The sequence below is a fragment of the Halarcobacter sp. genome (assembly GCF_963675975.1).
GTDB lineage: Bacteria > Campylobacterota > Campylobacteria > Campylobacterales > Arcobacteraceae > Halarcobacter.
Window position 1 is genome coordinate 218,515 of the sequence record NZ_OY780939.1, and the last position, 25,808, is coordinate 244,322.

The 25,808-nt window shown below is 27.9% G+C and carries 24 protein-coding genes; 15 read left to right on the forward strand and 9 right to left on the reverse strand.

Annotated elements, in window-relative coordinates:
- Nucleotides 1-2 precede the first annotated feature (2 nt).
- A complete protein-coding gene (locus tag ACKU3H_RS01050) occupies nt 3-653 on the reverse strand; it encodes a hypothetical protein (protein WP_320035122.1) in 651 nt (216 codons plus the stop codon).
- A 746-nt stretch (nt 654-1,399) separates the two neighbouring features.
- Nucleotides 1,400-3,358: a PAS domain S-box protein gene (locus tag ACKU3H_RS01055; protein WP_320035123.1), complete on the reverse strand. Its 1,959-nt coding sequence runs from the start codon at nt 3,356-3,358 to the stop codon at nt 1,400-1,402.
- Nucleotides 3,359-3,511: 153 nt separating this feature from the next.
- Between ACKU3H_RS01055 and thiS the strand changes: the two genes are divergently transcribed.
- From thiS to ACKU3H_RS01070, 3 genes are read left to right on the forward strand one after another with little or no spacing between them, the layout of a single operon-like run.
- Nucleotides 3,512-3,712: a sulfur carrier protein ThiS gene (gene thiS, locus ACKU3H_RS01060; RefSeq protein ID WP_320035124.1), complete on the forward strand. Its 201-nt coding sequence runs from the start codon at nt 3,512-3,514 to the stop codon at nt 3,710-3,712.
- 3 nt (nt 3,713-3,715) lie between these two features.
- The gene (locus ACKU3H_RS01065) at nt 3,716-5,800 is read left to right on the forward strand and encodes a molybdopterin-dependent oxidoreductase (protein ID WP_320035125.1); all 2,085 of its coding nucleotides are present in this window, start codon (nt 3,716-3,718) and stop codon (nt 5,798-5,800) included.
- Nucleotides 5,781-6,113: a YraN family protein gene (locus tag ACKU3H_RS01070; protein ID WP_320035126.1), complete on the forward strand. Its 333-nt coding sequence runs from the start codon at nt 5,781-5,783 to the stop codon at nt 6,111-6,113. The genes ACKU3H_RS01065 and ACKU3H_RS01070 overlap by 20 nt, the downstream gene beginning before the upstream one ends.
- Here the strand turns inward: ACKU3H_RS01070 and ACKU3H_RS01075 are convergent.
- Together ACKU3H_RS01075 and ACKU3H_RS01080 are read right to left on the reverse strand one after the other, a co-directional pair.
- Entirely contained in the window at nt 6,103-7,515 is a 1,413-nt protein-coding gene (locus tag ACKU3H_RS01075) for a chloride channel protein (protein WP_320035127.1), read from the reverse strand. The two genes, ACKU3H_RS01070 and ACKU3H_RS01075, sit on opposite strands and share 11 nt — an antisense overlap.
- Nucleotides 7,516-7,615: 100 nt before the next feature.
- A complete protein-coding gene (locus tag ACKU3H_RS01080) occupies nt 7,616-8,323 on the reverse strand; it encodes a DUF502 domain-containing protein (RefSeq protein ID WP_320035128.1) in 708 nt (235 codons plus the stop codon).
- 84 nt (nt 8,324-8,407) lie between these two features.
- On the opposite strand from ACKU3H_RS01080, the gene ACKU3H_RS01085 reads away from it, so the two are divergent.
- From ACKU3H_RS01085 to ACKU3H_RS01125, 9 genes are all read left to right on the forward strand, one after another.
- The gene (locus tag ACKU3H_RS01085; RefSeq protein WP_320035129.1) at nt 8,408-8,776 is read left to right on the forward strand and encodes a diacylglycerol kinase; all 369 of its coding nucleotides are present in this window, start codon (nt 8,408-8,410) and stop codon (nt 8,774-8,776) included.
- Between the two features lie 57 nt (nt 8,777-8,833).
- Nucleotides 8,834-10,444 carry a cation:proton antiporter gene (locus ACKU3H_RS01090; protein ID WP_320035130.1) on the forward strand — a complete coding sequence of 537 codons (1,611 nt, stop codon included), beginning with the start codon at nt 8,834-8,836 and terminating at the stop codon, nt 10,442-10,444.
- Between the two features lie 183 nt (nt 10,445-10,627).
- Nucleotides 10,628-11,722 carry a pyridoxal phosphate-dependent aminotransferase family protein gene (locus ACKU3H_RS01095; protein ID WP_320035131.1) on the forward strand — a complete coding sequence of 365 codons (1,095 nt, stop codon included), beginning with the start codon at nt 10,628-10,630 and terminating at the stop codon, nt 11,720-11,722.
- The gene (locus ACKU3H_RS01100; RefSeq protein WP_320035132.1) at nt 11,719-11,958 is read left to right on the forward strand and encodes a hypothetical protein; all 240 of its coding nucleotides are present in this window, start codon (nt 11,719-11,721) and stop codon (nt 11,956-11,958) included. The genes ACKU3H_RS01095 and ACKU3H_RS01100 overlap by 4 nt, the downstream gene beginning before the upstream one ends.
- A 1-nt stretch (nt 11,959) precedes the next feature.
- Nucleotides 11,960-12,619, forward strand: a complete 660-nt coding sequence (locus ACKU3H_RS01105) for a carbonic anhydrase (RefSeq protein ID WP_320035133.1) — start codon at nt 11,960-11,962, stop codon at nt 12,617-12,619.
- Nucleotides 12,600-12,926 (forward strand): hypothetical protein, encoded by a 327-nt coding sequence (locus tag ACKU3H_RS01110; protein WP_320035134.1) that lies wholly within the window; start codon nt 12,600-12,602, stop codon nt 12,924-12,926. The genes ACKU3H_RS01105 and ACKU3H_RS01110 overlap by 20 nt, the downstream gene beginning before the upstream one ends.
- A gap of 11 nt (nt 12,927-12,937) precedes the next feature.
- Entirely contained in the window at nt 12,938-13,999 is a 1,062-nt protein-coding gene (mqnE, locus tag ACKU3H_RS01115; protein ID WP_320035135.1) for an aminofutalosine synthase MqnE, read from the forward strand.
- A gap of 93 nt (nt 14,000-14,092) precedes the next feature.
- Nucleotides 14,093-14,953 carry a rhodanese-like domain-containing protein gene (locus ACKU3H_RS01120; RefSeq protein WP_320035136.1) on the forward strand — a complete coding sequence of 287 codons (861 nt, stop codon included), beginning with the start codon at nt 14,093-14,095 and terminating at the stop codon, nt 14,951-14,953.
- Between the two features lie 4 nt (nt 14,954-14,957).
- Nucleotides 14,958-16,943 (forward strand): EAL domain-containing protein, encoded by a 1,986-nt coding sequence (locus tag ACKU3H_RS01125; protein ID WP_320035137.1) that lies wholly within the window; start codon nt 14,958-14,960, stop codon nt 16,941-16,943.
- A 1-nt stretch (nt 16,944) separates the two neighbouring features.
- Here the strand turns inward: ACKU3H_RS01125 and ACKU3H_RS01130 are convergent, their stop codons facing one another.
- From ACKU3H_RS01130 to ACKU3H_RS01145, 4 genes are read right to left on the reverse strand one after another with little or no spacing between them, the layout of a single operon-like run.
- Nucleotides 16,945-18,510 (reverse strand): hypothetical protein, encoded by a 1,566-nt coding sequence (locus ACKU3H_RS01130; protein WP_320035138.1) that lies wholly within the window; start codon nt 18,508-18,510, stop codon nt 16,945-16,947.
- 14 nt (nt 18,511-18,524) lie between these two features.
- Nucleotides 18,525-19,139 (reverse strand): lysophospholipid acyltransferase family protein, encoded by a 615-nt coding sequence (locus ACKU3H_RS01135; protein ID WP_320035139.1) that lies wholly within the window; start codon nt 19,137-19,139, stop codon nt 18,525-18,527.
- Complete coding sequence (gene miaB, locus ACKU3H_RS01140) at nt 19,140-20,456, reverse strand: tRNA (N6-isopentenyl adenosine(37)-C2)-methylthiotransferase MiaB (RefSeq protein ID WP_320035140.1); 1,317 nt, start codon at nt 20,454-20,456, stop codon at nt 19,140-19,142.
- Between the two features lie 23 nt (nt 20,457-20,479).
- Nucleotides 20,480-20,722, reverse strand: coding sequence for an HP0268 family nuclease (locus tag ACKU3H_RS01145; protein WP_320035141.1), 243 nt, complete (start codon nt 20,720-20,722; stop codon nt 20,480-20,482).
- 150 nt (nt 20,723-20,872) lie between these two features.
- On the opposite strand from ACKU3H_RS01145, the gene nusA reads away from it, so the two are divergent.
- The 3 genes from nusA (at nt 20,873) to ACKU3H_RS01160 (ending at nt 24,807) form a co-directional block, all read left to right on the forward strand.
- Nucleotides 20,873-22,045 (forward strand): transcription termination factor NusA, encoded by a 1,173-nt coding sequence (gene nusA / locus ACKU3H_RS01150; RefSeq protein WP_320035142.1) that lies wholly within the window; start codon nt 20,873-20,875, stop codon nt 22,043-22,045.
- Nucleotides 22,045-23,448: a cysteine--tRNA ligase gene (gene cysS, locus ACKU3H_RS01155; protein WP_320035143.1), complete on the forward strand. Its 1,404-nt coding sequence runs from the start codon at nt 22,045-22,047 to the stop codon at nt 23,446-23,448. The genes nusA and cysS overlap by 1 nt, the downstream gene beginning before the upstream one ends.
- Before the next feature lie 105 nt (nt 23,449-23,553).
- Entirely contained in the window at nt 23,554-24,807 is a 1,254-nt protein-coding gene (locus ACKU3H_RS01160; RefSeq protein WP_320035144.1) for an MFS transporter, read from the forward strand.
- Here ACKU3H_RS01160 and ACKU3H_RS01165 read toward each other — a convergent pair.
- Nucleotides 24,804-25,808 (reverse strand): ABC transporter ATP-binding protein, encoded by a 1,005-nt coding sequence (locus ACKU3H_RS01165; protein ID WP_320035145.1) that lies wholly within the window; start codon nt 25,806-25,808, stop codon nt 24,804-24,806. The two genes, ACKU3H_RS01160 and ACKU3H_RS01165, sit on opposite strands and share 4 nt — an antisense overlap.

Consider the following 25,808-nt stretch of genomic DNA (forward strand, 5'->3'; position numbering starts at 1 on the left):
CTTTATCTTTTAGATATATCTTTTAATATATTTAATGTATGTTCAAGTTCAGACTCAATAGATGAAACTTTTTCATCGTTTGTATTTTTTTCAGTTAATTCATGAATATAATTATCTAAATGATTTAAAATATTTTCATTTTGCATATTGTTTTTTTTAATCTCAGCTTCAATATTTTGAGCTTTACTAAAATCATTGGTAAGTTTTAAACTGCTTTCTAAATTAATTAAGATATTTAAATTTTCTATATAAAGATTTAGAGTTTTATTAATTAGTAATAAAATATTAATTGAAAAAAGCCCTTTTTCATTGAAATTGTTTTTAACAAATTCTTTAATAAATTCTATTTTTTTAAAAATGTTATTTTGTCTATTTAAGTTGTAGTCATTAGTAATTTTTTCTTCAAAAATGTAAAACTTTTCTTTTTCTCTCTCTAATTGAAGTAACTTTGAATTTTTTATATAGGTTATAAAACTAACTATTAACCATCCCAAACTTAAAACAAATAATAGATAGAAAAATTCTTTCTCAAACTCAGTAAGATCAAGAAAGTATAAAGCTAGAATGTAACTATAAAGTGAAGTAAAAACTAACAAACCTGAATAGTATAAGTATTTTTTCTTTCTAAAAAAGAAAATCATTTTTTCAAACATTTATTCTCTTAAATAATATTTTTATTAATATATTATAACATTATAAAATTAAATAGATATTTCTTTTATAATTATTTTTGAAGAATTAAAAAGATAATAGTAAAAAAAATAGTGCGTAATATTTAACTTTGTTTGGCAAGAATATCTAAACTTGTAAATTCAGTAGCTATTAAATTATATTCTACCAACAAGGAATAGGATATAGAAACTTGTTACACAACCTCTAAAATTTGGAACATAATCACTTATATTAGTGTTCCATGTTCCACAAAGTGTTCAAAAAGTAAAAACTGAAAAATTTCATAAACCTTAAGGGGTTCTGGAACAAATAAATTTGTTTTTTAGTTTGAAAATCTTACTTTCCAACTCAATAAATTTTTATTTACAAGTTAATATTTATTATAATAAAAAACATTATGTAACCCTCTAAAAAATTAGGTCAATTTAAATCAGAATAATTAGCTCTCTAGTTGTACTGTTCAAATATTACTCATAAAACTTTATATCAAATGAAACATACATTTGTATCTATGATGATATCAAGTGGAAAAGACATTCTATGAGTTGCATCAATGCTTGGTCATAAAAGTGCAAATATTACTTTACAAGTATATGCTAATTATGTAAATAGTGAAAAGATGACAAGAGGTTCTTTTTCACTAGATTAATTTGAACAATAGTAATTCAGTTTTGGGACAATTTGAATTTACAATACTTTCAAATTCCTATAAATTAGGCTTAATTAATTAATTAATTAATGGCAACTCAATATAAAATTTGGCTCCATTTTCTGTATTTTTAGCATATATATTGCCTTTTAGACTCTCATTTATAATTCTATAACTCATATTTAACCCTAAACCTGTTCCCAAAGTTTGGTGTTTAGTTGTAAAATATGGTTCAAAAATGTGTGGCATAATTTTTTCAGGAATTCCACCTGCATTATCTTCAATAGTGATTACAATACCTTTGTTACTTGTATATGATTCTAATTTTATCCATGGATTTACTATTTCTTCTTCTAACAAAGCATCTTTAGCATTATTAAAAATATTTAATAAAACCTGCTCTAATTGACCAATAATCAAATTAACTTCTGTTTTCTTTTCATAATTAATATTATCAATTAGGTAAATACCTTTTTCTTTTAAAGTTGCATCAATAATCATTTTTGATGCACTGATTCTATCTTCTAGATTTGTTTTTTCAACACTTTTTCTAACTCTTAAAAAATCTCTAAAGGTATCAATAGTTTTTGATAAATGAAGAGTATAATCAACGATATTCCCTAATTTCTTATACACACTTTCATCATCAATAATATTTGCTTTTTTTTCAAAAATCAATCCACTTGCCAAAGAACTAATTGCACTTAAAGGTTGTCTCCATTGGTGGGCAATATTACCTATCATCTCTCCCATTGCAACCATTTTTGCATTTTGAAAATAGTCAACTTGTTTCTCTTCAAAAGTTTTTTTAGCTGTAATATCTTGTCTAATAGCTATAAATCCAACTAAAGATTTATTTTCATCATACTCAGGAGATATCATAGAATTAACCCAAAAATCATGACCTGATTTAGCTACATTTTTAAGCTCACCTGTCCAAGTTTTGCCTGATTTTATTGTATTCCACATATTTTCATAAAACTCACTTGAGTAATTAGATTCTTTTAATATACTATGAGTATTTCCCAATAATTCTTCTCTTGAGTATCCTGTCAAGTTACAATATGCTTCACTAACTTCAGTAATAACTCCTTCGGTATCAGTTCTTGAATAAAGAACATAGTTACCTATTAAGTCAAGATTACTTTGTATTTTTTTAGTTTGCTCTTGAACCTTTTTTTCTAATAATAGATTTAGTTTTTCTAACTCTCTTGGTCTATTTAAGATTATAAATAAAAGATATCCAAGTAAAATAGAGATTAAAATACTAACAGAATATAAAGTGAAAATTAAACTATTTGATAAATAAACTCCTGTATATTGTATATCTAAATACCAAGTTCCATTTGGTACCTTTAAACTTTTTGTATAAATTTTTTGTTCTGAAGAAAAACTCTTATTTCCATAAAAAATATCCATTTTTTCTGTATCTGGATGGATTCTTTTTAATCTAAAAATATACTTTTTTTCTTTTAATTCATTTATATTTGTATTTTTAATCAAATCATCTAAAATAATTAAAGCAGAAGCAAATCCCCAAAATTTATCATTTATATAAACAGGTTTTCTAGCAACAATCCCTACTCCACCTTGTAATAAAGTAAAAGGACCGGCTAAAGTTAGCTTATGACTTTTCTTAGTTAAAAATGCTTCTTTTTTTCTTGCATCATCTTTAAATAGATCATGTCCAATAGCTTTTTCATTTCCTTTTAATGGATATATTTTTTCAACTACTGCATTGGGAGCTAATTGAAGGTTATTTACACTTTTTAATTCAGATAAAAGCATCTTTGAAAAACTCTCAAAACTACTCATATCTCCATTTAGTATTTTTATATGTTCACCTAAAATTATTGCACTTTTTGTATTTCTTGAGATTGTTCTTTCTAAAACATTTGCTTGGGAACTAAGAACTTCTTTTGATAGGTTATCAATATTGCTTTCAATATTATAATTATTACTTTCTATTAGATTATGGCTTATATAAATTAGTATAATAGTTACTATAATAGAAATAATTTTTTCTTTTTTAAGCATATCAATTTTCCATTTATATATTTATTATTTTTTCATTATATAAAAATATACTAAAAATACCTTTATACATTTAAAGTTTTTTTTATATTAAGTATTATTGTCTAATATAATGATATTTTTGTTAAAATCTATAAAATAGAAAGGGTATTTATTATGAATCTAATAGTAAATGGTGAAGAGAAAAATTTTGGTGAAAACTCAACACTACAAAATATTATCTCTGAACTTAAAATTGAAGAAAAAGTTATGGCAGCAGCAGTTAATATGGAGATTGTAAAAAAAGATGAGTGGAGTAGTTTTGTTCTTAAAGAGAATGATAAATTAGAATTATTACAATTTGTAGGTGGTGGTTGATAAATGATTGCAGATATAAATTCAGTTTGTACATACTGTGGTGTTGGATGTGATATCACAGGTCAAGTAAAAGACAATAAAATATTAAAAATCTATGCACAAAATGATGGTTATGTAAGTCAAGGAAAACTTTGTATCAAAGGTGCCAAAGGTTTTGGTTTTGTTGATTCTGCTGATAGAATAAGAAATAGTAGAGTTAAAAAAAGTTTTATTGAAAAAAACTTAGAAGATTTACCAAGAGAACTTAAAGCTAGGGCTAAAACTTTAAAAGAGTTTGATGATGAATATTTTGAAACCCCTTATGAGTTTACAACTTCCCTTGCGGCATGGAAACTATCACAAATAAAAGATACTTACGGAAGACACGCCTTTTGTGGAATGGGTGGAGCTAGAACCTCATGTGAAAGCTCATATATGTTTCAGAAATTTATTAGAGAAGGGATGGATTCTCCCCATGTGGATTGTTGTGCTAGAGTTTGTCACAGCCCAAGTTTAAAAGGGATGAAACCTTTAATTGGAGAAGGAGCTGCAACTAATCCATTTGATGATATTTATAAAACTGAAAACATAATTATCATGGGTTCAAACACAACAGAAGCACACCCAATTGTTGCAAATAGAATAATAAAAGCAGCAAAAGCTAAAACAGCAAATGTAACTGTAATTGATGTTAGAAATATTCAAATAGGAAAATATGGCAAAGAGTTAGTAATTCCTTATGAAGCAAATCTTTTAGTTCTAAACATGATGGCATATGTAATACTTTCTGAAAAGCTTTATGACAATAATTTTATAGATGCAAGATGCGTAGGTTTTGAAGAGTATAAAGAGTCTATTTTAAATGATCCTTTTGCAAATCCTGAATATATGAGAAATATAAAAGGTTATGAGGATTTAGCAGACTCTATTCCTGAAGTAGCAAGGGAATATGCTTCAAAACAATCTATGTTTTTCTGGGGTCTTGGAATAACTGAACATTTAGATGGTTCATATGCTGTTATGGCAATAGTTCATTTAGCATTACTTACAGGAAATATAGGAAAAACAGGAACTGGGCTTATGCCACTTCGTGGTCAAAACAACGTCCAAGGTGCCTGTGATACTGGTTGTTTGCCATACTTTGATCCAGATTATGGCAAACCAAAAGAGATAGGACTTATGACACCTCAACTAATTGATGAGATGTTAAAAGGCAAAATCAAAGCTATGTATGTGATGGGTGAAGATATTGCTCATATTCATCCAAATCAGAACAAAGTTCATAAAGCCTTAGAAAACCTAGAGTTGATTATCTCAAATGAACTTTTTATGAATGAAATTACAAAAAAAGCAGATATTATTTTTGGAGTCAAATCAGCTTATGAGAAAACAGGTGTATATGTAAATGCCATGAGAAGACTTCACCTTTCTCAACCCCTTGTAGAAGCCGATATGCCTGATGACTGGGAAGTATTAAGGGATATAGAGAATAAAATAAAAGGTGAGTTTATTTATGAAACCAGTGAAGATGTTTGGAATGAAACTAGAGAAAAAGTAAAATCAAGATTTTCTGGGGCAACATATCACAAACTTTCAAAAAATAGAAACAGAGGTATGCAATGGCCTATTGAAAAAGAAGATACTCCTATTTTGCACCTTGAAAAATTTAGAACCGAAGATGGAAAAGGTTATTTTCAATATCATCAATACAAATTAAGAGAGCAAATTAAAAAACTTGTAGATAATGAAACCTTTGAGAAAAATGAGTTTTATTTAACTACAGGAAGAACAATTGTTCATTATAACAATGCCGCTCAAACAATAAGAAGTGAAGCCTTAAATTCAAGATATGACAAAGATGTTATCTTAGCCGCAAAAGAGGATGAAGAAAGAATTGGTGCTTCAAAAATTATAATGAAAACCCAATATGGCCAAACTGCAATTATGCCAGTAAAGTATACGAAAAATATAAGACCAGGAACTTTATATACAACTTTTCACCACCCCGAATCTAAAGTTAACTTTATCTTTGGAGATGAAGCGGATGAGCTTATATTAACTGCTAGATTTAAATCTATTAGAGTAGAAATTGAGCCGATTAAAGGGTGATATAGCAGAAAACAAAGCTTGTGAATATCTAAATTCACAAGCTTTTAAAATAATTGAAAAAAACTTTTATGCTAAAAAACTTGGTGAAATAGATATTATCGCAGTAAAAGATGAGATTTACCATTTTATAGAAGTAAAATCTTCAAACTCATATGAAAATGCCATTAACAACATAACAAAAACTAAGCTTGCTAAATTAAAAAGAAGTGTTGATTATTATATACAAAAAAAAGAGTTGAACTCTAGTTTTTGTATAGATGCAATTATTGTAGTTGATGAAGATATAGAGTTTTTAGAAAATATTACTTTTTAGCTTTTTTATTTCTAATTCTTCTTCTTGATTTAACATATATAATTCTTACAACTCTTCTTATATTCTTAAAAAATCTAGTTGTATACGTAGCCTCAGCATTTTCAATCTCTTCTCCAAGCTTTACATTTATGGCATCAGATTTTTTCATAGATAAAACTTGAGAAGGAAATACACTTCTATGTCCAGTCATCAAAAATGCTATTATAATTGATAAGGCTGCATAATGCGCAACATTTACCCCAAATAATTCAACTGCCATAATCATAGCTGCGATTGGAGCACTTGTTGCTCCTGCTAAAACACTTACAAACCCTAAAGCAGCAAAAAGAGGAATATATCCATCAACTAAACCACCAAAAAAGTTTCCACTAGTAGCCCCAATATAAAACACCGGAGTGATAACTCCTCCACTTCCACCAAAACCAAGGGTTAATGAAGTAAAAATTGTTTTTAATATAAAGGCGTACCAAGGTACATTTTCATGATCTAGAGTGCTAGAGGACAAGGACTCTTTTATGGTTTCAAACCCTAATCCTAAATATTGATCTCCAACAATTAATGTTAAAACAACAATAACAACTCCGCCTAAAAATGCCTTTAAAGTGTAGTGCATTTTTAATGAACTTGCATAATTATGAATCGCTTTTAAAACAGTAATTATAAAATCAGCCACTAAACCAAAAAATATTCCAGCAAGGATAACTTTTGCAATAAGTACATAATTAAAATCAAAAGTTACATAATAAGCAATATCAAAATAAGTATAACTAATACCTACCATTTTAGCTACAAAAAATGCAGCAAACCCAGCTACTATTGAAGGTAATAGAATATCATACATCAAAGCACCAACAATAAGAATCTCAACTCCAAAAATAGCCCCAGCCAATGGTGTTCCAAATACAGATGCAAACCCTGCACTAATACCACAAATCACCATTTTCTTTCTATCTCTTTTTGAGAATTTAAATAAAGTAGCAATCGATGAAGCTGCTGCTGCACCAATTTGTGCACCAGGTCCCTCTTTACCAACTGAACCCCCAGCAAAAATAGTAATAACAGTTGCTATAAGTTTAACAGGAATAACAGATAGTTTCATTTCACCAGAGTTTTTATGTACAGCTTCAATAACTTTTTCTGTACCATGCCCTTCAGCTGTTGGAGCAAATTTTTTTACAATAATAACAGTTACAACTAAAGCAAAGGGTAATAAATAATAATAATCAAAGGGGAGTAAACTTCTAGAGTTTTCACAATATTCTAAAAACTTTAGAAAAAAAGCAACTATCAGACCAATAAAAGCTCCGATAGAAGAAGAGATTAATATCCATTTTGTGATTGTTGCGAACATAACAGTTTGTTCAGCAATGTGCTTTGACATTTTTTTATTATTATTTTCCATTTTACTACTTGCACTTAATTGAGTTTTAATACTAGAAGAGTAACATAAAAATTAATAAAAAATGGTGTAAAAATGGCTAAATTTTAATAATATTAAAAATTTATTTTACAATATCAAAATTTTCCTCTTTATTTCTTCCAACTTCATCTAAATATTGCTCTAATGTTTCAAACTCTTCAATAGGTTTTGGATCTATTTTTACAATCTCAGCTAAAGATTTTACCCCCATTGATAACAAATATTGTAAATTGCTGTCAAAGGTAGCTTCTTTTATAACTCTTATTTTATCTTTATGTACTTCAAACATATATCCACCATTTGGAATAGGAGTCATTGAAAGTACAACTGTATAATGATCTTTTATCACTGATTCTTTTGTAGAGTACATTAAACCAATATTATAATCTTTTTTTGAAAATCCTCGTATTAAAACAACCAATACTTTTTTCTCTCCAGATTTTGAAGTATTAAAAATATTTACTAACTCTTTAATAGTAGAATATCCAGGTATTTTTGAATATAATTTTTGAATAAAATTCACCAAACCTGTTTCTACAAAAATTCCTAATATATATGCAAAAAAAGCTATAAGTGCAACTCCAACAAATGTCCAAAGGATAGGATATTTATCAGGTTCAAATCCTATTAGTGTAAATAGATATCCTGTTAAACTATTAAATTTTTCATATACCCAAAGTATTATTATAGTAATTGCAGCAATTGGAGCCAACCAAAATAAACCTTTTAATATTACTGTAACTATATGGTCTTTCCCATGTCCAAAAAAATCTTTTAACTTATCTATCATATTTTCTCCTGAATTTATCTCTTATAACCTGATGGTAACTCTTTTTTATTAATATATATAAAATATAATAATTAAAGGGATTAAATGAGAAACCAACCTAAGTATCACTTTATTAAGAATACAATATATGCCCTTAAAGGACTAAAAGATATTGTAAGAACAGAAAACTCTTTTAAAATAGAATTAGCCCTCTTTTTTATCTCTATCCCAATATTATTTTTACTAGATGCTTCACTAACAAATAAGATTTTACTTTTTGCAACCTTAGGTCTTGTACTTTTAACTGAAGCTATGAACTCAGCCATTGAAAGAGCAGTTGATTTAGTAACACTTGAACATCAAAGAATGGCAGGAATGGCAAAAGATGCAGGAAGTGCAGCTGTTTTTATCTCAATTATAATAGCCCTTACCACATGGATTTTAATAGTATTAGATAGTTTGAATATTATTTAATATATTTGTATATATAATATACATACAAAATTCATATATATTAGATAAAATACGGCTATGGAAACAATACTATTAATAATATTTTTATCATTAGCCATCTCAACTGTGCTAAATATAATTTTAAAAAAACTGTCTATGTCTCATATCATTGGGTATATAATTACAGGTACACTAATAACTACAATATTTGATTTATCAAACAGTTCAGACCTACATATTTTAGAACTAATTGCAGAGTTTGGTATAGTCTTTTTGATGTTTACAATTGGCTTAGAGATGCCACTAAATAAACTAAAAAAAATGAAAGAACTACTTTTTGTAAATGGATTCTTTCAAGTTGGAGTTAGTGCTCTTATAATATTTCTAGCTTCAAAATTTATTTTCTCAATTGATACAGTATCTTCTATAATAATTGCTTTGGCATTTTCATTATCATCAACTGCCATTGTTTTAACATATTTAAAACAATCAAAAGATATATATACTCCATATGGAGAGAGTTCAACTGCCATATTAGTTTTTCAAGATTTAGCTGTGATTCCTATACTTTTACTTATATCATTTTTAGCAAATGACACTCTAAGTTTAAGCGAAATACTTGTTAATACTTTTTTGTCTGCTTTATTGATTATTCTTTTTATGTTTACAATTGGTAAAAAACTTCTGGAATGGCATTTAAAATTTGCATCTCAAACAAGATTAGAAGAGTTATTTCTAGCTTCTGTTTTATCTATAGTTATAGGTACTTCAATTTTTGCACACTACTTAGGATTTACTTACTCTTTAGGTGCTTTTATTGCAGGCATGATTATTGCTGAAACAAAATATCATATAAAAGTTGAATCAGATATTGCTTCATATAAAGATTTACTTCTTGGGGCATTTTTCTTTTCTGTTGGTACAAAAATAGATTTACCTTTTCTTTTAACAAATATACATTATGTTTTTTTAGTTTTTATAATGGTACTTATAATAAAAGCTTTTGTTGTTTATATTTTAATGAGAAGAAAATCAAACAAGAGTGATTCGATAAAATCTGCCCTAGCTCTTTGTCAAATTGGTGAATTTTCATTTGCAGTATTTGCCCTTGCAGCAAATGATAATCTTTTAGATAAAGATTTATCTAATTTTTTAATCTTAGTAACTGTAATCTCTATGATAATAACTCCATTTATAATAAATAATATCTATAAACTAGCTTCTTATTTTGTAGTAGAATTTTATGAATCAGATAAAATCACCCCTATTGATAAAAAGAACCATACAATAATCTGTGGATATTCAATTCTTGGGAGAATAATTGCCCACCAGTTAAAAAGAAAAAAAAGAAGTTTTGTAATCATCTCAGATAATCTAAAACATGTAATCTTAGCTAGAAGAAATGGTTATTTAGCATATTTTGGACACTTGGAAAAACTGCCTGTTTTAGAATCATTAAAAGTTGATGAAGCCTCAGATATAATAATCACACTAAGCAATTTAAATGAAAAAAAACTAATTTGTGAAGCTGTATTGAACTTTAAAAGTGATGCAAACTTAATAGTTAAAATTGATTCTTTGGATGAAAAAAAAGAATTAAGAGAATTAAATATCAAATATTTTGTACACTCCCAATTAGAAACTGCTAATCTAATGCTTGAAAAAAGTTTAAGTTTTCAGGATAAATAATCAAATTTTTAATATAGAAAAAAAAGAGCAAAACTAATTGCTCTTTTCTCTACTATGAAGGACGTTTAATTAGTAGGTAAAAGAATTATAATAAGTGTTTGTAGCAAAACAATAGCATTATGAATAAATTTAACAATTTTTAATAGATTTTTATATAAAATATCGAAATTATTAGGAGCACTTTTGTATTCAAAAGAACTAAATTCTATAAAAAAATCTAACAGATTACGTAAAAGAGAAGTTTTTGATAAATCTCTTATTGACTTAGCTTCAAACGACTATCTTGGTCTTACAACAAATAAAGATATTTTTACTAAAGCCTATGAAAGAGTTTTAAAAGAACAATACCATGGACCTAAAGCATCCATGTTAGTAAATGGTTATTCTAAAATTCATCAAGATTTTGAAGATGAATTAAAAAAAGCAAATAACTTTGAAGATGCACTTATTGTTGGAAGTGGCTTTTTAGCAAATCTTTCAATGATTGAAGCCTTAGTTAGAAAAGGTGATACTTTATTTATAGATGAAGAATACCATGCAAGTGGAATGGTAGCAACAAGACTTTTAAACAAAAACCAAGTTATAGTATTTAAACATAATGATTGTAATGATTTAAAAAATAAATTAAAACAAACAGATACAAAAGGAAGAAAAATCATAGCTATTGAGGGTGTTTACTCTATGGGTGGAGATTTAGCACCAAAAGAGATGTTTGATATAGCAGATGATGAAAATGCTTTACTAATAGTTGATGAAGCACACTCTTCGGGTGTTTTGGGTGACAATCTTACAGGTATATTTGACTTTTATAAAATAAAAGCAAAACCTAATCATATAAAAATGGGTACACTAGGAAAAGCTTATGGAAGTTATGGTGCTTATATTCTAGCTAGTTCTAATATAATTGAGTTTTTATTAAATAGAGCAAAAGCGGTTATATATACTACTGCTCCTTCCCTTTTTGATACAGCATTAGGCCTAGAATCTTTAAAATATATTCAAAAAAATAAAGAGCTTATTAGAAGGAAAATATCAGCCAATTTACAAGTTATAAATGATATTTTAGGTATAACTTCACATAGCTTAATTATTCCAATAGTATTTGGTGATAATAAAAAAGTTATTGAGATACAAACTAGTTTAAAAAATGAAGGCTTTTTAGTTGGAGCAATAAGGCAACCAACTGTAAGTAGTGCAATAATAAGACTTATTGCTAAAATAGATATAGAACCTTTTGTTTTAGAAAAGGTGTGTAAAAAAATAAAGGGGTTTAAATGAAAAAACTGTTAATTTTAATGATCTTCTCTCTTCTTTGTTTTGCTAATGATAAATTTATAAATATGAAAAATTGTGAATCACTAAAACTTTCAAAGTTCACAACTTTAGTATCTTGTCATAATGTAGACTATTTAATAGAATACAAATACCAAGATAATGAAGAGAAAGACAATATTAAAAGAATTACAGCAATAACTGTAAATGATCAAAAAATTATTAAAACTATGGGTAATTAAAATGATTTTAACTGAGTTAATTAAAGGTAATGAAAGCTTTAGAAAAAATGGTTTTTTAGATCTTGAAAAAGAGATAAAAAATCTAGTTCAACATGGTCAAAAGCCAGAAGTTATGTTTATTGGTTGCTCTGATAGTAGAGTTACTCCTGATTTAATGTTAGGAACAAAACCTGGAGATATGTTTATCTTAAGAAATGTTGGAAATTTTGTACCTCCTTATAAACATGATGAGGATTTTCACGGAAGTGCCGCAGCTATTGAATATGCTATTGCTGTTTTAAAGGTTAAACATATTATTATTTGCGGACATTCACATTGTGGTGCATGTAAAAGTTTATATGAAGATATTCCTGATGATGGTTCTTTTATTCATATAAAAACATGGTTGACTTTAGGTGCAAAAGCGAAAGAGAGAACTCTTAGAAATAAAAAGTTTACCACTGAAGAGGAGATGTATAGAGCAACTGAGAGAAACTCTATTAGACATCAGTTAGATAATCTATTAACTTATCCAGGTGTTGCAAAACTTCATGAAGATGGAGATTTAAAAGTGCATGGTTGGTATTATGATATTGAAACAGCACAAATTGATTATTATGATAAAGAAGATGATAAATTTAAACCACTAAATGAGATGACTTATGAGCCAAGAAGAGATTGAAGTAAGAAAATTACCTAAGAAAAGTATTATAATTATTGTCGTGATGGCGATATTAATTGTAATTGGTTTTATGTTTGAAGTTTTTACTATTAACTTAAAAATGGAAGAAGAACTAGCAAAAATGGGACATAAAAATATATCTGATATAAAAGTTGTTAATAAAATGAGCGTAGAAGATACAGAAACAAGAATAAAAAGTACAGTATATAAACTTACTTTTTTTGACAAAGATTTGCAAAAAGAGTGTATAGGTTTCGTTCATAGAAGTAACAATGGAAAATATAGTAAAGATATTGATTGTAAATAAAGAGATATTATATGAGTATTTTAGAAAAATTTGAAAAAAAAGAAGATTATACATTTGAAGAAGCATTAAAACTTTACGATTTAGAATTATTTGAATTAGCAACTCTAGCAAATAAGATTAGAGAAGAAAAGCACGGTAAAAAAACCTATTTTAATATAAATAGACATATTAATCCAACAAATGTATGTAAAGATGTGTGTCAATTCTGTGCATATAGTGCAACAAGAAAAAATCCACACCAATATACCTTAACTCATGAAGAGATTATGGAAACTGTTGATAATTCTGTAAAAAATGGAATAAAAGAGGTACATATAGTATCTGCACATAATCCAAATACAGGATTAGAATGGTATTTAGATATCTTTAGAAAGATTAAAGATAAACATCCAGAAATCCATGTAAAAGCTTTAACAGCAGCTGAGATTCACTTCTTATCAGAAGAGTACAAGCTTACATATGAAGAAGTTATTGAAAAAATGATTGAAAGTGGTGTTGATTCAATGCCAGGTGGTGGAGCTGAAATCTTCGATGAAAAGGTTAGAAAAAGAATCTGTGGTGGAAAAGTAAAATCTGACCAATGGCTAAAAATCCATGAACTATGGCATAAATCAGGACATCAAAGTAATGCAACTATGCTTTTTGGTCATGTTGAAAGTAGAGAACATAGAATTGACCATATGTTAAGACTAAGAAAACTTCAACAGCAAACTGGTGGTTTTAATGCTTTTATTCCATTAGTTTATCAAAAAGAAAATAACTATTTAAAAGTAAAAGATTTTTTAACAGGTCAAGAGATTTTAAAAACTATGGCTATTGCTAGAATTTTACTTGACAATATCCCAAATATCAAAGCTTATTGGGTTACATCAACCACTAAACTTGCTTTATTAGCCCAAGAGTTTGGTGCAAATGATTTAGATGGAACAATAGAAAAAGAATCTATTCAAAGTGCAGCTGGAGCAAAAAGTGCAAATGGAATCGCTTTAGAAAACTTTGTAGACCTAATCAAAAACTCTGGATTTATCCCAGTTGAGAGGGACTCAGTTTATAATGAAATAAAGGTTTGGTAAACAAACCTTTATTTTCCTATTTTTTACTACATAAAGTATTTACAATAATTATATATAATGCTAAACTTTTTATAATCAACCAAAGGAAGAAAGATGAAAAAAAGATATGCATTAATCCCTCTTTTACTTTTTATTACAACATTTCTAAATGGTGTAAATTTAAGAGTATCCCCTGAGACTTTGTCGAAAGACCTAACTTCTTTTAAAATAATTGATGTAAGAGAAAAAGAAAATTATCAAAAGTCGCATATTAAAAATGCACTGAATTTTCCAGCCCAGCTATCTTATGAAAATACTAACTTAGATGGGAAAGTTACAAATCCTAATACAATTCAAAAGCTTCTAAGAGAACTTGGACTTGATATAGATGATAATATTGTTATCTACGATGAAGGAAGTTTCTTTAACGCAGCAAGAGTATTTTGGACTTTTGAAGTTTATGGTTTTAAAAATGTAAAACTATTAAATGCAGGCTTTAAAGAGTGGGAAAATAAAAACTTTCCAACTTCAAAAGAGATACCAAATATCAAACCTAGCCAATATATTGCTTCTGTAAATAATAACAGACTCTCTACAAAATTTACAACTCAAATTGCAACTAAAAATCCGCAACAAGTAATAATTGATGCTAGAAGTTATGAAGCATATATTGGAGAAAAATCTGTAGCTCAAAGATTTGGACATATACCAAAAGCTATACATATTCCAGCTATTCACAATTTAAGTAAAGAAGAGAGTGTAATGAAATTAAAGAATACACAGTCTTTAAAAGATCTTTATAAAAATATTGAAGCAGATAAAAAAGTGGTAATTTATTGTGCTATTGGTAAAGTTGCTGCTACAAACTATTTTGCCCTTAGAGAGTTAGGATATGATGTATCAAATTATGATGCCTCGTGGAAAGAATGGGGGAATGATTTTTCATTACCAATAGAAAACAAATCTAAGCAGTAATTAGATGTGGAAAAAATTTAATATAAAAATTCAGCTTGTAATATTTATGACCCTAATAGTAGTTGCCGTGGAAGTAACTACACTTTTTTTTATTCTAAAGATACAAAAAGAAGAGAATAGAAACAATGCAATAACGCAGGCAAAAGATATAACCCAATCATTGAATAACGATTTTTTAAAATATATTCTAAACCCAAATGCTGATATTTTATCAGATATAACTTTTAGATTATCAGCTTTTAAAAATATAAATGGAATTTTACTTTTTGATAGTGAACATAACCCTATTTTTAAATATGCCCATAGTTTAGATTTAGAAAAAAACAAAGATTCTATTTTGAAAAATGATATTATATTTACCAATGAGCATCTTTTTATAAAAAATAATATTGAAGCCCAAGGTTATAGTTTTGGTTATCAATTTATGGATATAGACCTATCTTCTTTTAAAGAAAAAGAGAAAAATATCACTCTAACATTACTTGCGATTTTTCCTTTTGCTTTATTTTTTGGCTTTTTAATAAGTGTATTTTTAAGTAAAAACTTCACTAATCCATTTATTAGACTTTTAGATGCTATGAAAAATAGTGATCCAACAAATAATAAAATTATAAAAGTTGAAACTACAGCAAATAACGAGATAAAAGAGTTATTTGATGGTTTTAACAATCAAATGGATGAGATATATAAATCCTCTTTAAAACTTCAACATCAAGCTACCCACGACCAATTAACAAATATATATAATAGATTTTATATTGAAAATAAACTTCAAGATGCTTTGAAAAATAAAACAGCTAAGGGGTATTGTTTATTTTATATTGATTTAGACCAATTTAAACTTATAAATGATTCAGCAGGTTATCAAGCAGGTGATGAATTACTAAAAATGATTAGTTCAACATACAATAACAATCTACCTGAAGCTTGTACTTTCGCCAGAGTTGATGGTGATGGTTTTATGGTATTTTATGAGAATAGATCAAAAGAAGAAGGTATTAAAATACTAGAAAAAATACTTGAAGAGTTTAGAGATTTTAGATTTATTTGGGCTAATGAAACCTATTCTATAAGTGCTTCAGTTGCCTTGATACACTTTAATGCTTTTGAATACACTTTAAAAGAGCTATTAAAAGCTATAAATACTACACTTTACACAGCAAAAGAGAAAGGCAGAAACAAGTCTCACATTTATGACTTAAGTGATAATTTAACTAAAAGATTTAAAACTGAACTTGAAACTGCAACTTTAATAAAAGAGGCACTAAAAGGTGGACCTTCAAGATTTGAACTATTTGCACAAGATATTGTTCAATTACAAAAACAAAGTGATAAATTCAGTTATGAGATTTTAATTAGAATGTGGGACAAAGATGGAAACTTTATATCTCCAGGGGATTTTTTACCTGCAGCTGAGAGATACCAACTTATGGCAGAAATAGATATGTATGTGTTATGGACTTATCTTGAAACAGTTACAAAAGATTTAAATCATATTCAAAACTTACACTCAGCTCATATAAATCTTGCTGGTTCTACATTAAACAATCCAGACTTTCAAGAGTGCTTAAAAAAAGCTATAAATACTTTTGATTTTCCTTGGGAAAAACTTGAACTTGAAGTTACAGAAAGTTCTGCAATTGGTAACTTTAACATGGCAAATGAATTTATCAAATGGCTAAAAGAACAAAAAATTGGTTTAGCTTTGGATGATTTTGGTACAGGTATGGCATCTTTTGAATATCTAAAAAGCTTACCTTTTGATGTAATAAAAGTTGATGGAAGTTTTGTAAAAGATATGCACAAAGACCCAGTTGATAAAGCAGTTATAAAATATATTCAAGAGATAGCTCAATTAAAAGGTCAAGAAACAGTTGCTGAGTATGTAGAAACTAAAGAGGATGTTGAAGAGTTAACAAAAATAGGGATAACTTACGGACAAGGGTTTTATTTAGGTAAACCTAGACCACTTACTACTTGGTTATCTTAAACTATTTTGGTTGGTGGAATTGAACAATAAATTCAACTTCAATTCCAGCTTCTGTTTTAACAAAACTTATAGGATAAGTTATATTTACAGAATACAATTCATTGTTCATTTTGTCAATCAGTGTGAAAAACTCTAAAGGCTTTTGAATAACTATAGTTACTAAATAATTAAAAGTAGTAACTTCTGATTTAAAACTATTTTTAAAAGTTACATTTGAGCCTTCAGGGAAAAGTATTTTCATCTGCTCAGTAACTCTAATAATAGGCATAAACTCATTTTCTATATATGCCTCTTTATAATCTTTGAAATTTACTATCTGTTTTTGTTTTGCACCTTCAGCTTTCAACTGGGCTTCTAAAACTGGTGTTTTAGTCTCTTTAAATACTATATTTGCCATATCATAATATTTTAATAATGCTGGCTGTAATACTTTTATAAAAGTATCTTTATTTAAGAGATTAATATCCATAGAAAGTGAGTTTTTATCTAAGTCTAACTCTTTTAAAACTACATCATAAGGGATAACTTCTAAGGCTTTTAAAACACTTGATTCAATTTGATTGTTTTTTTCAATATGGTTTGGTAATTCTACTCTTTTCTCAACAGTTTTTTTATTTATAACTTTTTCATCTTTCTTATTTATCAACTCATTAATTTGAGGATAAAAAAGATATCCAATGGCAATAAGTAGAATAAAGATAATAGCGATTAAACTAAGGTTTTTAAACTTATTATTTGGTTTTTTTCTTGGCTTTATAAAACTTTTTGTTTTGTGTAAATTTCGTGAAAGTTCAAATAACTCTTCATCTACAGAGATTGGATGATAAGTTATATCAAGCATAAAATCTTCTGCCATTTTATTAATTTGACTATCAGATATAAGTTTTAAATTATAAAGTAAAGAAACCTTTTCAATAAACATATTTTTTGTTATTGAATAAAACTCTTCAATTGTATTTTTAATTGTCTCATGAAGTTCTAAAGCGTAAACTTCATCAAACAATTTTTGTCCTAAAAGTTCATTTTCATAAAATTCACTTTTTTTAATCTCTTCAAATGGTGTTAAGTCTATTTTTCTATTAAAAACAATTTCAGAATTTGAGTTTAAGATTACACAAAATGCTTGATTATTAAAAAGCAAAATTACAAGATTGTTATTGCAAGGATTCTTTTCTATATGTAGATTTAAAATATGATAAGCAGAGAAGATATAATCTATTCCACATTTATCAAAATAGTTTTTTGTTTCAAACAGTGTATTTTTAGAAACTGCAATATTAAATTGTTCATTTAAAGATGTTATCTCATAATCTTTTGGTGCAGCTAGTTTTTTTTGAATCAGTTTTGTTTCATCTTGAAGTAAAAGTGTAGAAATATATGTATTATCTATTTCGCTTTGGTGTGATACAAGTTTTGTGGCAATATCTCTGCCCATGATTTCATCATAGGCAAGAAATGTAGAGGCATTAGTTTCTACAATATCATTATTATTTAATTTCTTATAATTTATTTTAAGTTGTGTTTTGTATTTGATGGCATTTATGTATAAATACTCTTTTGAAAACATCTTAAACTAAAACCTTATTCCATTGAATTTAAAAGCAACTTCTTTTTAATCAACTCTTTTGCCTCATTGTTATCTAAAGAGTTTACATCAAATGGTTCTTGAATAAAAAACTCTAGTTTCCCAAAAGGCTTAGGAACAATAAACTTATCCCACGAATTAAACTGCCAATATTTAGTTGGTTTACAATTAAATATAAGTATTCTAGCATTTGTTTTCTGTGAAATAGCTACAATTCCATCAGCAACTGAATGCCTTGGACCTCTTGGTCCATCTGGAGTGATTGCTATATCATCACCTGCTTTTAACTCTTTAATTGCTCCTATTAAAGCTTTCGCTCCCCCTCTAGTACTCGAACCTCTAATTGAGTCAATTCCCAAATACTCAACAGTTCTTGTAATAGCTTCCCCATCTTTGTGCTCACTTATCATAGCACTAACTTTGCCTTTTGGCTTAATTTTCTTATAGTTAAAAGGCTGCATTAAAAGCTCACCATGCCAAAAAGTAACAATAAAAGGCTCATTGAGATCTATTTTTGGATGATGAAAAACTTTTTTACTTGTTAAATAGATAAATCTTACAAAAAGTTGTAATATAAATGGAACAACTCTTGTGATTAGAAAAAGCTTCATCTATTTTACCACTTCACCTTTCAATGCTGTTCTTGTAGCATCAGTAACTTTTACATCAACTATTTTTCCAAGAAGCTCATCACTACCTTTTACAAAAACCTGACAATAATTATCAGTAAATCCTGATACTTCACCATTTGGTTTTAAACTTTCAAATAAAACACTCACAGTTTTTCCTATGTTTGCATCCATAAGTTCACTTTGATGTTTTTTATGAAGCTCAATAACCTCTATAAGTCTTGCACTTCCTATCTCATCAGCTACTTCAATATCTTTTAGATTTAAAGCTTGTGTATTTGGTCTAGGTGAGTATTTGAAATTAAATATTTGATCAAACTTCACTTGATTAATTACATCAATTGTATCTTCAAAATCCTCTTGTGTTTCACCAGGGAAAGCTACGATAATATCAGTAGTAATTCTAACCTCAGGAACTAAATCTCTAATCTTTTTAGCTCTATTTAAAAACCACTCTTTAGTGTATCCTCTTTTCATAGCTTTTAAAATAGTAGTTGATCCACTTTGTAAAGGCATATGGATACATTTTGAAATTTTTGGATTTTTTGCAAACTCTTCAATAAAATCATCATCCATGTGTAATGGATGTGGTGAAGTAAATCTGATTCTTTCTAGACCTTCAACTTTTGAGACCTCTTGAAGAAGTTTTGTAAAAGTTGTTTTCTCTCTTTTATCACTAAATCTTCTTCCATAAGAGTTTACATTTTGTCCTAAAAGAGTTACCTCTTTTGCACCTTTTGCTACATCTTTTTTGATTTGTTCAACAATCATTTCAGGTGGAATTGAAATCTCATCACCTCTTGTTGCAGGAACAATACAATAAGTACACTCTTTATCACAACCTATTGAGATGTTTACAGACGTTTTATATAAATTATGTGAATTTTGTGCAAATTGATAAGTTGAATCATCATAATCTATATCAATCTCAATTGCACCTTTTTTATCAACTACATCTTTTATTTTTGAAATATTTCTAGCTCCAAGAACAAAGTCCACATATGGAGCTCTTTTCATAATATCTTGACCAAGGTGACTTGCAGTACAACCGCATACTCCAATTTTTGCACCCTCTTTTTTCTTTACATTAAATTGCCCTATTTCTGAAAAAAGTTTAGAAACAGGTTTTTCTCTTACTGAACATGTATTAATAATAATTAAATCTGCATCTTCAATATTATCTGTTGTACTATAATTTTTATGCTCTTTTAGTTCAGCAATCATATGTTGACTGTCAGTATCATTCATCTGACAGCCAAGAGTCTGTATAAATAGTTTTTTGTCTTCTTGTTTACTCATTAATACTTTTCGCTTTTGTAAAATTACAGAGCATGAACCTCATACATATATTCATCATCTGCAAGACCATATTTTACTTCTCTAAAGTATACGTTGTAACCTTCATCTTCTAAAGAATCAACTAAAGACATCATATCTTTATGAGAGTTATCTCTATCAAAATAAAATATTTTTTCTCCATCTTTTTGTAACTCTTCTTTTATCTTATCAAGTTGAACTTTTTTCGGTTTTTCAGTTAGTTCGTTTCTTGCGAATAATAATTCCATCTCATTAAACCTTTTTATTAAATTAGCTAAATAGTTTATCTTAAAATTGCTTTAATTTGAATAAAAGCTCTTTTAAGCTAAAATATTGTTCTACTCTACATTGAAAATCAAAACTTTACATTTCAATGTCAAAAATTAAGAAGGTAACCAATGGACAAAATTATAGATATTTTAGATTCTATCGCCTATGAAAAAGGCTTAAAAATTGAAGATGTTGAAAATGCATTAAAAGAAGCATTAATTAAAACTGCTGAAAAAATGGTAGATTCTACACTAAGATTCGATGCAGAGATTGATAGACCAAATAAAAAATTAGAACTATTTCAAAAAATTGAAGTTGTTCCAAATGATGATGAAAGATTAAATGAAGATGGTCTTGATGAATATGAAAATATTATAAGTAAAGAAAACTATATATCAATAGATGAAGCTAAAAAAATTGATGAGTCTCTAGAAGTTGGAGATTTTGTAAACTATGATTTAGAATTTGAAAACATGGGTAGAAATGCCGCTACAATCTTACATAATAACTTCGAATATAGAGTACAAAGATTTTTAGAAGAATCACTTTTAAGTAAATATAAAAATAAAATAGGAAAAACTATCAGTGGTAGTGTAACAAGAGTTGATAGACAAGAAAACACCTTTGTAGAGATTGGTGAAGTTAAAGGTATGCTTCCTAGAAAAAGTAGAATTAAAGGGGAATCTTTTAAAGTTGGTGATACTGTAAAAGCAGTTGTTAGAGGTGTAAATATTGATAAAACAAATGGTTTGGTTGTTGAGATTTCAAGAACAAGCCCTAAATTTTTAGAATCACTTTTAAAATCTGAAGTTCCTGAATTAAAAGATGAGATTATTGCCATTGAAGCAAGTGCCAGAATCCCTGGAAGTAGAGCTAAAATTGCTTTATCTACTACTGATGCTACAGTTGACCCAATTGGTTCAATTGTAGGAGTTAAAGGGGTTAGAATTGGAGCAGTTTCAAGACAATTAAGTGGAGAAAACATTGATTGTGTTGAATACTCAAATGTACCTGAGATGTTCATAGCAAGAGCTTTAAGTCCAGCAATCATTTCAAGTGTAAAAATTGAAAAACATGCAGAAGGAAATGAAAAAGGTAAAGCTGTTGTTACAATTCCAAGTGACCAAAAATCTAAAGCGATTGGAAAAGCTGGGTTAAATATTAGACTAGCTTCAATGCTTACAAAATATGATATTGAGTTAAAAGAGATTGGTGGCGCTCCTGTTGGAGGAAACAATTCTGAAACTCAAGAACAAGAAAAAACTACAGATACAGCAAGTTTAGAGGCACTATTTAAATAATGGCAAGATTAACTATATTTGATTCGGTTAAAAAAGAGAAAGTTCTTTTTGAACCAATAAAAGGCAATGATGTAAAAGTTTATGTGTGTGGACCAACAGTTTATGATGATTCACATTTAGGTCATGCTAGAAGTGCAATTGCATTTGACCTTCTTCACAGAGTTTTAAAAGCGAATGGTTACAAAGTAACTATGACCAAAAACTTTACAGATATTGATGATAAAATCATCAAAAAAATGCATGAATCAAATAGAAGTTTAGAAGATATCACAAGTGAATATATAAATAAATATAAAAGTGATATGCAAGATTTAAATATCTTACCAAACAGCTTTGAGCCAAAAGCTACTGAAAATCTTCAAATCATGATTGAGATGATTGAAGATTTGATGAATAAAGATATTGCATATAAAATTTCAGATGGTGTTTATTTTGATGTATCAAAAGATGAACACTATGGTTCACTTTCACACAGAGCAAGCGATGAAAACTCAATTGCTAGGGTTGAAGCAAATACTGAAAAAAGAAATCCAAGTGATTTTGCTCTTTGGAAATTTGAAAAACAAAACGATGTAGCTTATGAATCACCTTTTGGGAAGGGACGTCCAGGATGGCATATAGAGTGTAGTGCTATGATAAATAAACATCTTGCATACAAAGATGAAGCTTATCAAATAGATATTCATGGTGGTGGAGCAGATTTACTTTTTCCTCACCATGAAAATGAAGCAGCACAAACTAGATGCTCAACAAAAGCACACTTAGCAAAATACTGGATGCATAATGGTTTTGTAACTATTGATGGAGAAAAAATGAGTAAATCTTTAGGGAATTCATTTTTCCTAAAAGATATTTTAAAATCATACTCAGGTGAAGTTGTAAGATTTTATCTTTTAACAGCACAATATAGAGCAAACTTTAATTTCAATGAAGAGGATTTAATCTCTTCTAAAAAAAGATTAGACAAACTATATAGAGTTAAAAAAAGAGTTTATGGTTTAGGTAAATCAGCTGTAAATAAAGATTTTAAAGAGAGTATTTTGTCTGCTTTAAATGATGATTTAAATACAGCAAAAGCTATCTCAATCATAGATGAATATATCAACAAAGCAAATGAAACTTTAGATAAAGAACCAAAAAACAAAAACTTTAAAAAAGAGCTAGTGGCTACTTTTGAGTTTATTGATGAGATTATTGGTATTGGATTTGAAGATGCTTATAAATATTTTCAGTTTGGTATCTCAAAAGAGGATATTGAAAATATTGAATCTCTAATCGAAAAAAGAACACAAGCTAAAAAAGAAAAAGATTTTGAAACTGCTGATAAAATCAGAGATGAAATCACAACTTTAGGTGTTTCAATTATGGACACTCCAAACGGTGTAGTTTGGGAAAAACTATAAAAAGATTTAAATTCTTTTTATAGTACTCACTTTTACTTTTATTTCAACAAAAATTATATATTATTTGGGTTTTCGATTTTCATAATTTATTTAAAGGAGAAGAATATGTTCGAACAAAACAAATTCTCTATTATGGCAATATCTTCCCTATTTTTTGCAATAACTTTTTTAGCAATTGGTTATGGTATGATTTTAACATTTATTGGTGTATATTTAAAAGAACAAGGTATAAATGATATAGCAATTGCTATTATTAATGCTTCATTCTTTTTAGGTGCGGTATGCTCTTCAATATTTAGTCAAAGTATTATTTCAGCAGTTGGGCATATTAGAAGTTTTGCAACATTTGCAGCTATCATGGTTATCTCATTTTTATTACACTCTGTATTTTTCAATGAATATTTATGGGCTGTACTTAGAGCAATTTCTGGTTTTTCATTTTATAGTTTATTAATTATTTTAGAAAGTTGGCTAAATGAAAAGAGTACTCAAGATTCAAGAGGAAAAGTATTAGCAGTTTATACAATTATATTTTACTTGTCAACTGCCTTAGGACAACTATTTTTAAATGTTGATGAAAACTTTAAACAATCTATTTTTACTATAGGTTCAGTGCTTATACTTTTTTCTATTCTTTTTATCTCTTTAACAAAAATTAAAGAACCAACATTAAAACCTTTTGAAAGATTTTCTATTCCCAAAGTATATTCAGTTGTTCCTCTTGCTACAACTTCTAGTTTTTTAGGAGGATTTATTGTAGGTTCATTTTTTACTATGGCACCAGTGTATATTCTTACAAAGTTTAATTCTATTGAGATAGTTTCTTATTTTATGTCAATTGCTATTCTTGGTGGGCTTGTATCACAATGGCCAGTTGGAATATTATCAGACAAGTTTGGTAGAAGAAAACTTATATCATGGGTAGCAGCCATAACTTCAATAACTTCTATTTTATTTTTATTTACTCAAGGTAATATTACATATATTTACATTTGCGCATTTTTATTAGGTCTTACAATCTTTACAATCTATCCTTTAAGTGTTGCAAGAGCAAATGACGTTTTAGATGAAGATAGTGACTTACTTGAGATTAGTAGAACACTTCTATTCACATATGGAATTGGTTCTTTTATAGGACCACTTGTAATTGGTATATTATTAAAATATTATGAATACTCTATGTTTGTAATCTACTTTGCAATTGGTATTTATTTAACATTTTATGCCTTATCTAAGAAAAGAATCGCCGATGATGAAAGAAGTACTTTCGTTAATATCCCAGTAACTTCTGGTCCTGAATTAACAATGTTAGATCCAAGAATTGATGAAGAGGAAGTAGTAGTAAGTAATAATAACTAAACAGTTTTTCTTACTACTTTGATATCCTCTTTATTTATATTTAAAAAGCATTCTGTTTGATTATTATCAAACATTGCTTTTGTTGTCTTAACCAAAATTTCAACGCTGTCAAAATCTTCTAAAATAATTTCCAACTCATAATAATCTCCACAAAATGAGATATCTTGAATAAGCCCTTTAATTTCAGTTTCTTTACTACTTACTTCAATTTTATCTATTGAGATAATAGGAACGCTATTTTCATCAATAGAAACTCCAAAAGATTCTGCTAATGCTTTTGGAAGCTGATTTATTTTATTTAAAAAGTTTGCAACATATAGAGAACTTGGATTATTGAACAACTCTTGAGGTGTTCCATATTGCTCAATCTTTTTATTATGGATTATAGCTATTTTATCTGACATACTTAAAGCTTCTTTTTGATCATGGGTTACAAGTATTGCACTTAATCCCATATCTTTTATAAGTTTTTTTAACCAGATTTTTGTTTTATTTCTAAGTATAGAATCAAGGTTTGAAAAAGGTTCATCAAGTAGGATAACTTTTGGTTCATAAGCTAAAACTCTTGCTATAGAAACCCTTTGTTGTTGTCCACCACTTAACTCATGGATTTGTTTATTTCTATGTTCAACTAAGTCAAACTGCTTTAATAAACTATCTACTCTTTTTTGTTTTTCTAATGCTTTTAATCTATATAAAGCAAACTCAATATTCTCTCTTACATTTAAATGGGGGAAAAGTGCATAGTCTTGGAAAATATAACCAATATCTTTGTGACACTCTCTTCTTCCATCTTTTAGTAAACAATGGTCATTTATAAGAATCTCTCCACTATATTCATCTTGTAAAGAAGCAATACTTCTTAAAATAGTACTCTTACCACAACCACTAGGTCCTAAAATAGTTACAATTTCACCTTGTAACACATCAAAAGAGATATCTTCTAAAATCTTCGTATTTCCAAAAGAGATTGAAAAGTCTTTTATACTAACTCCAACCAT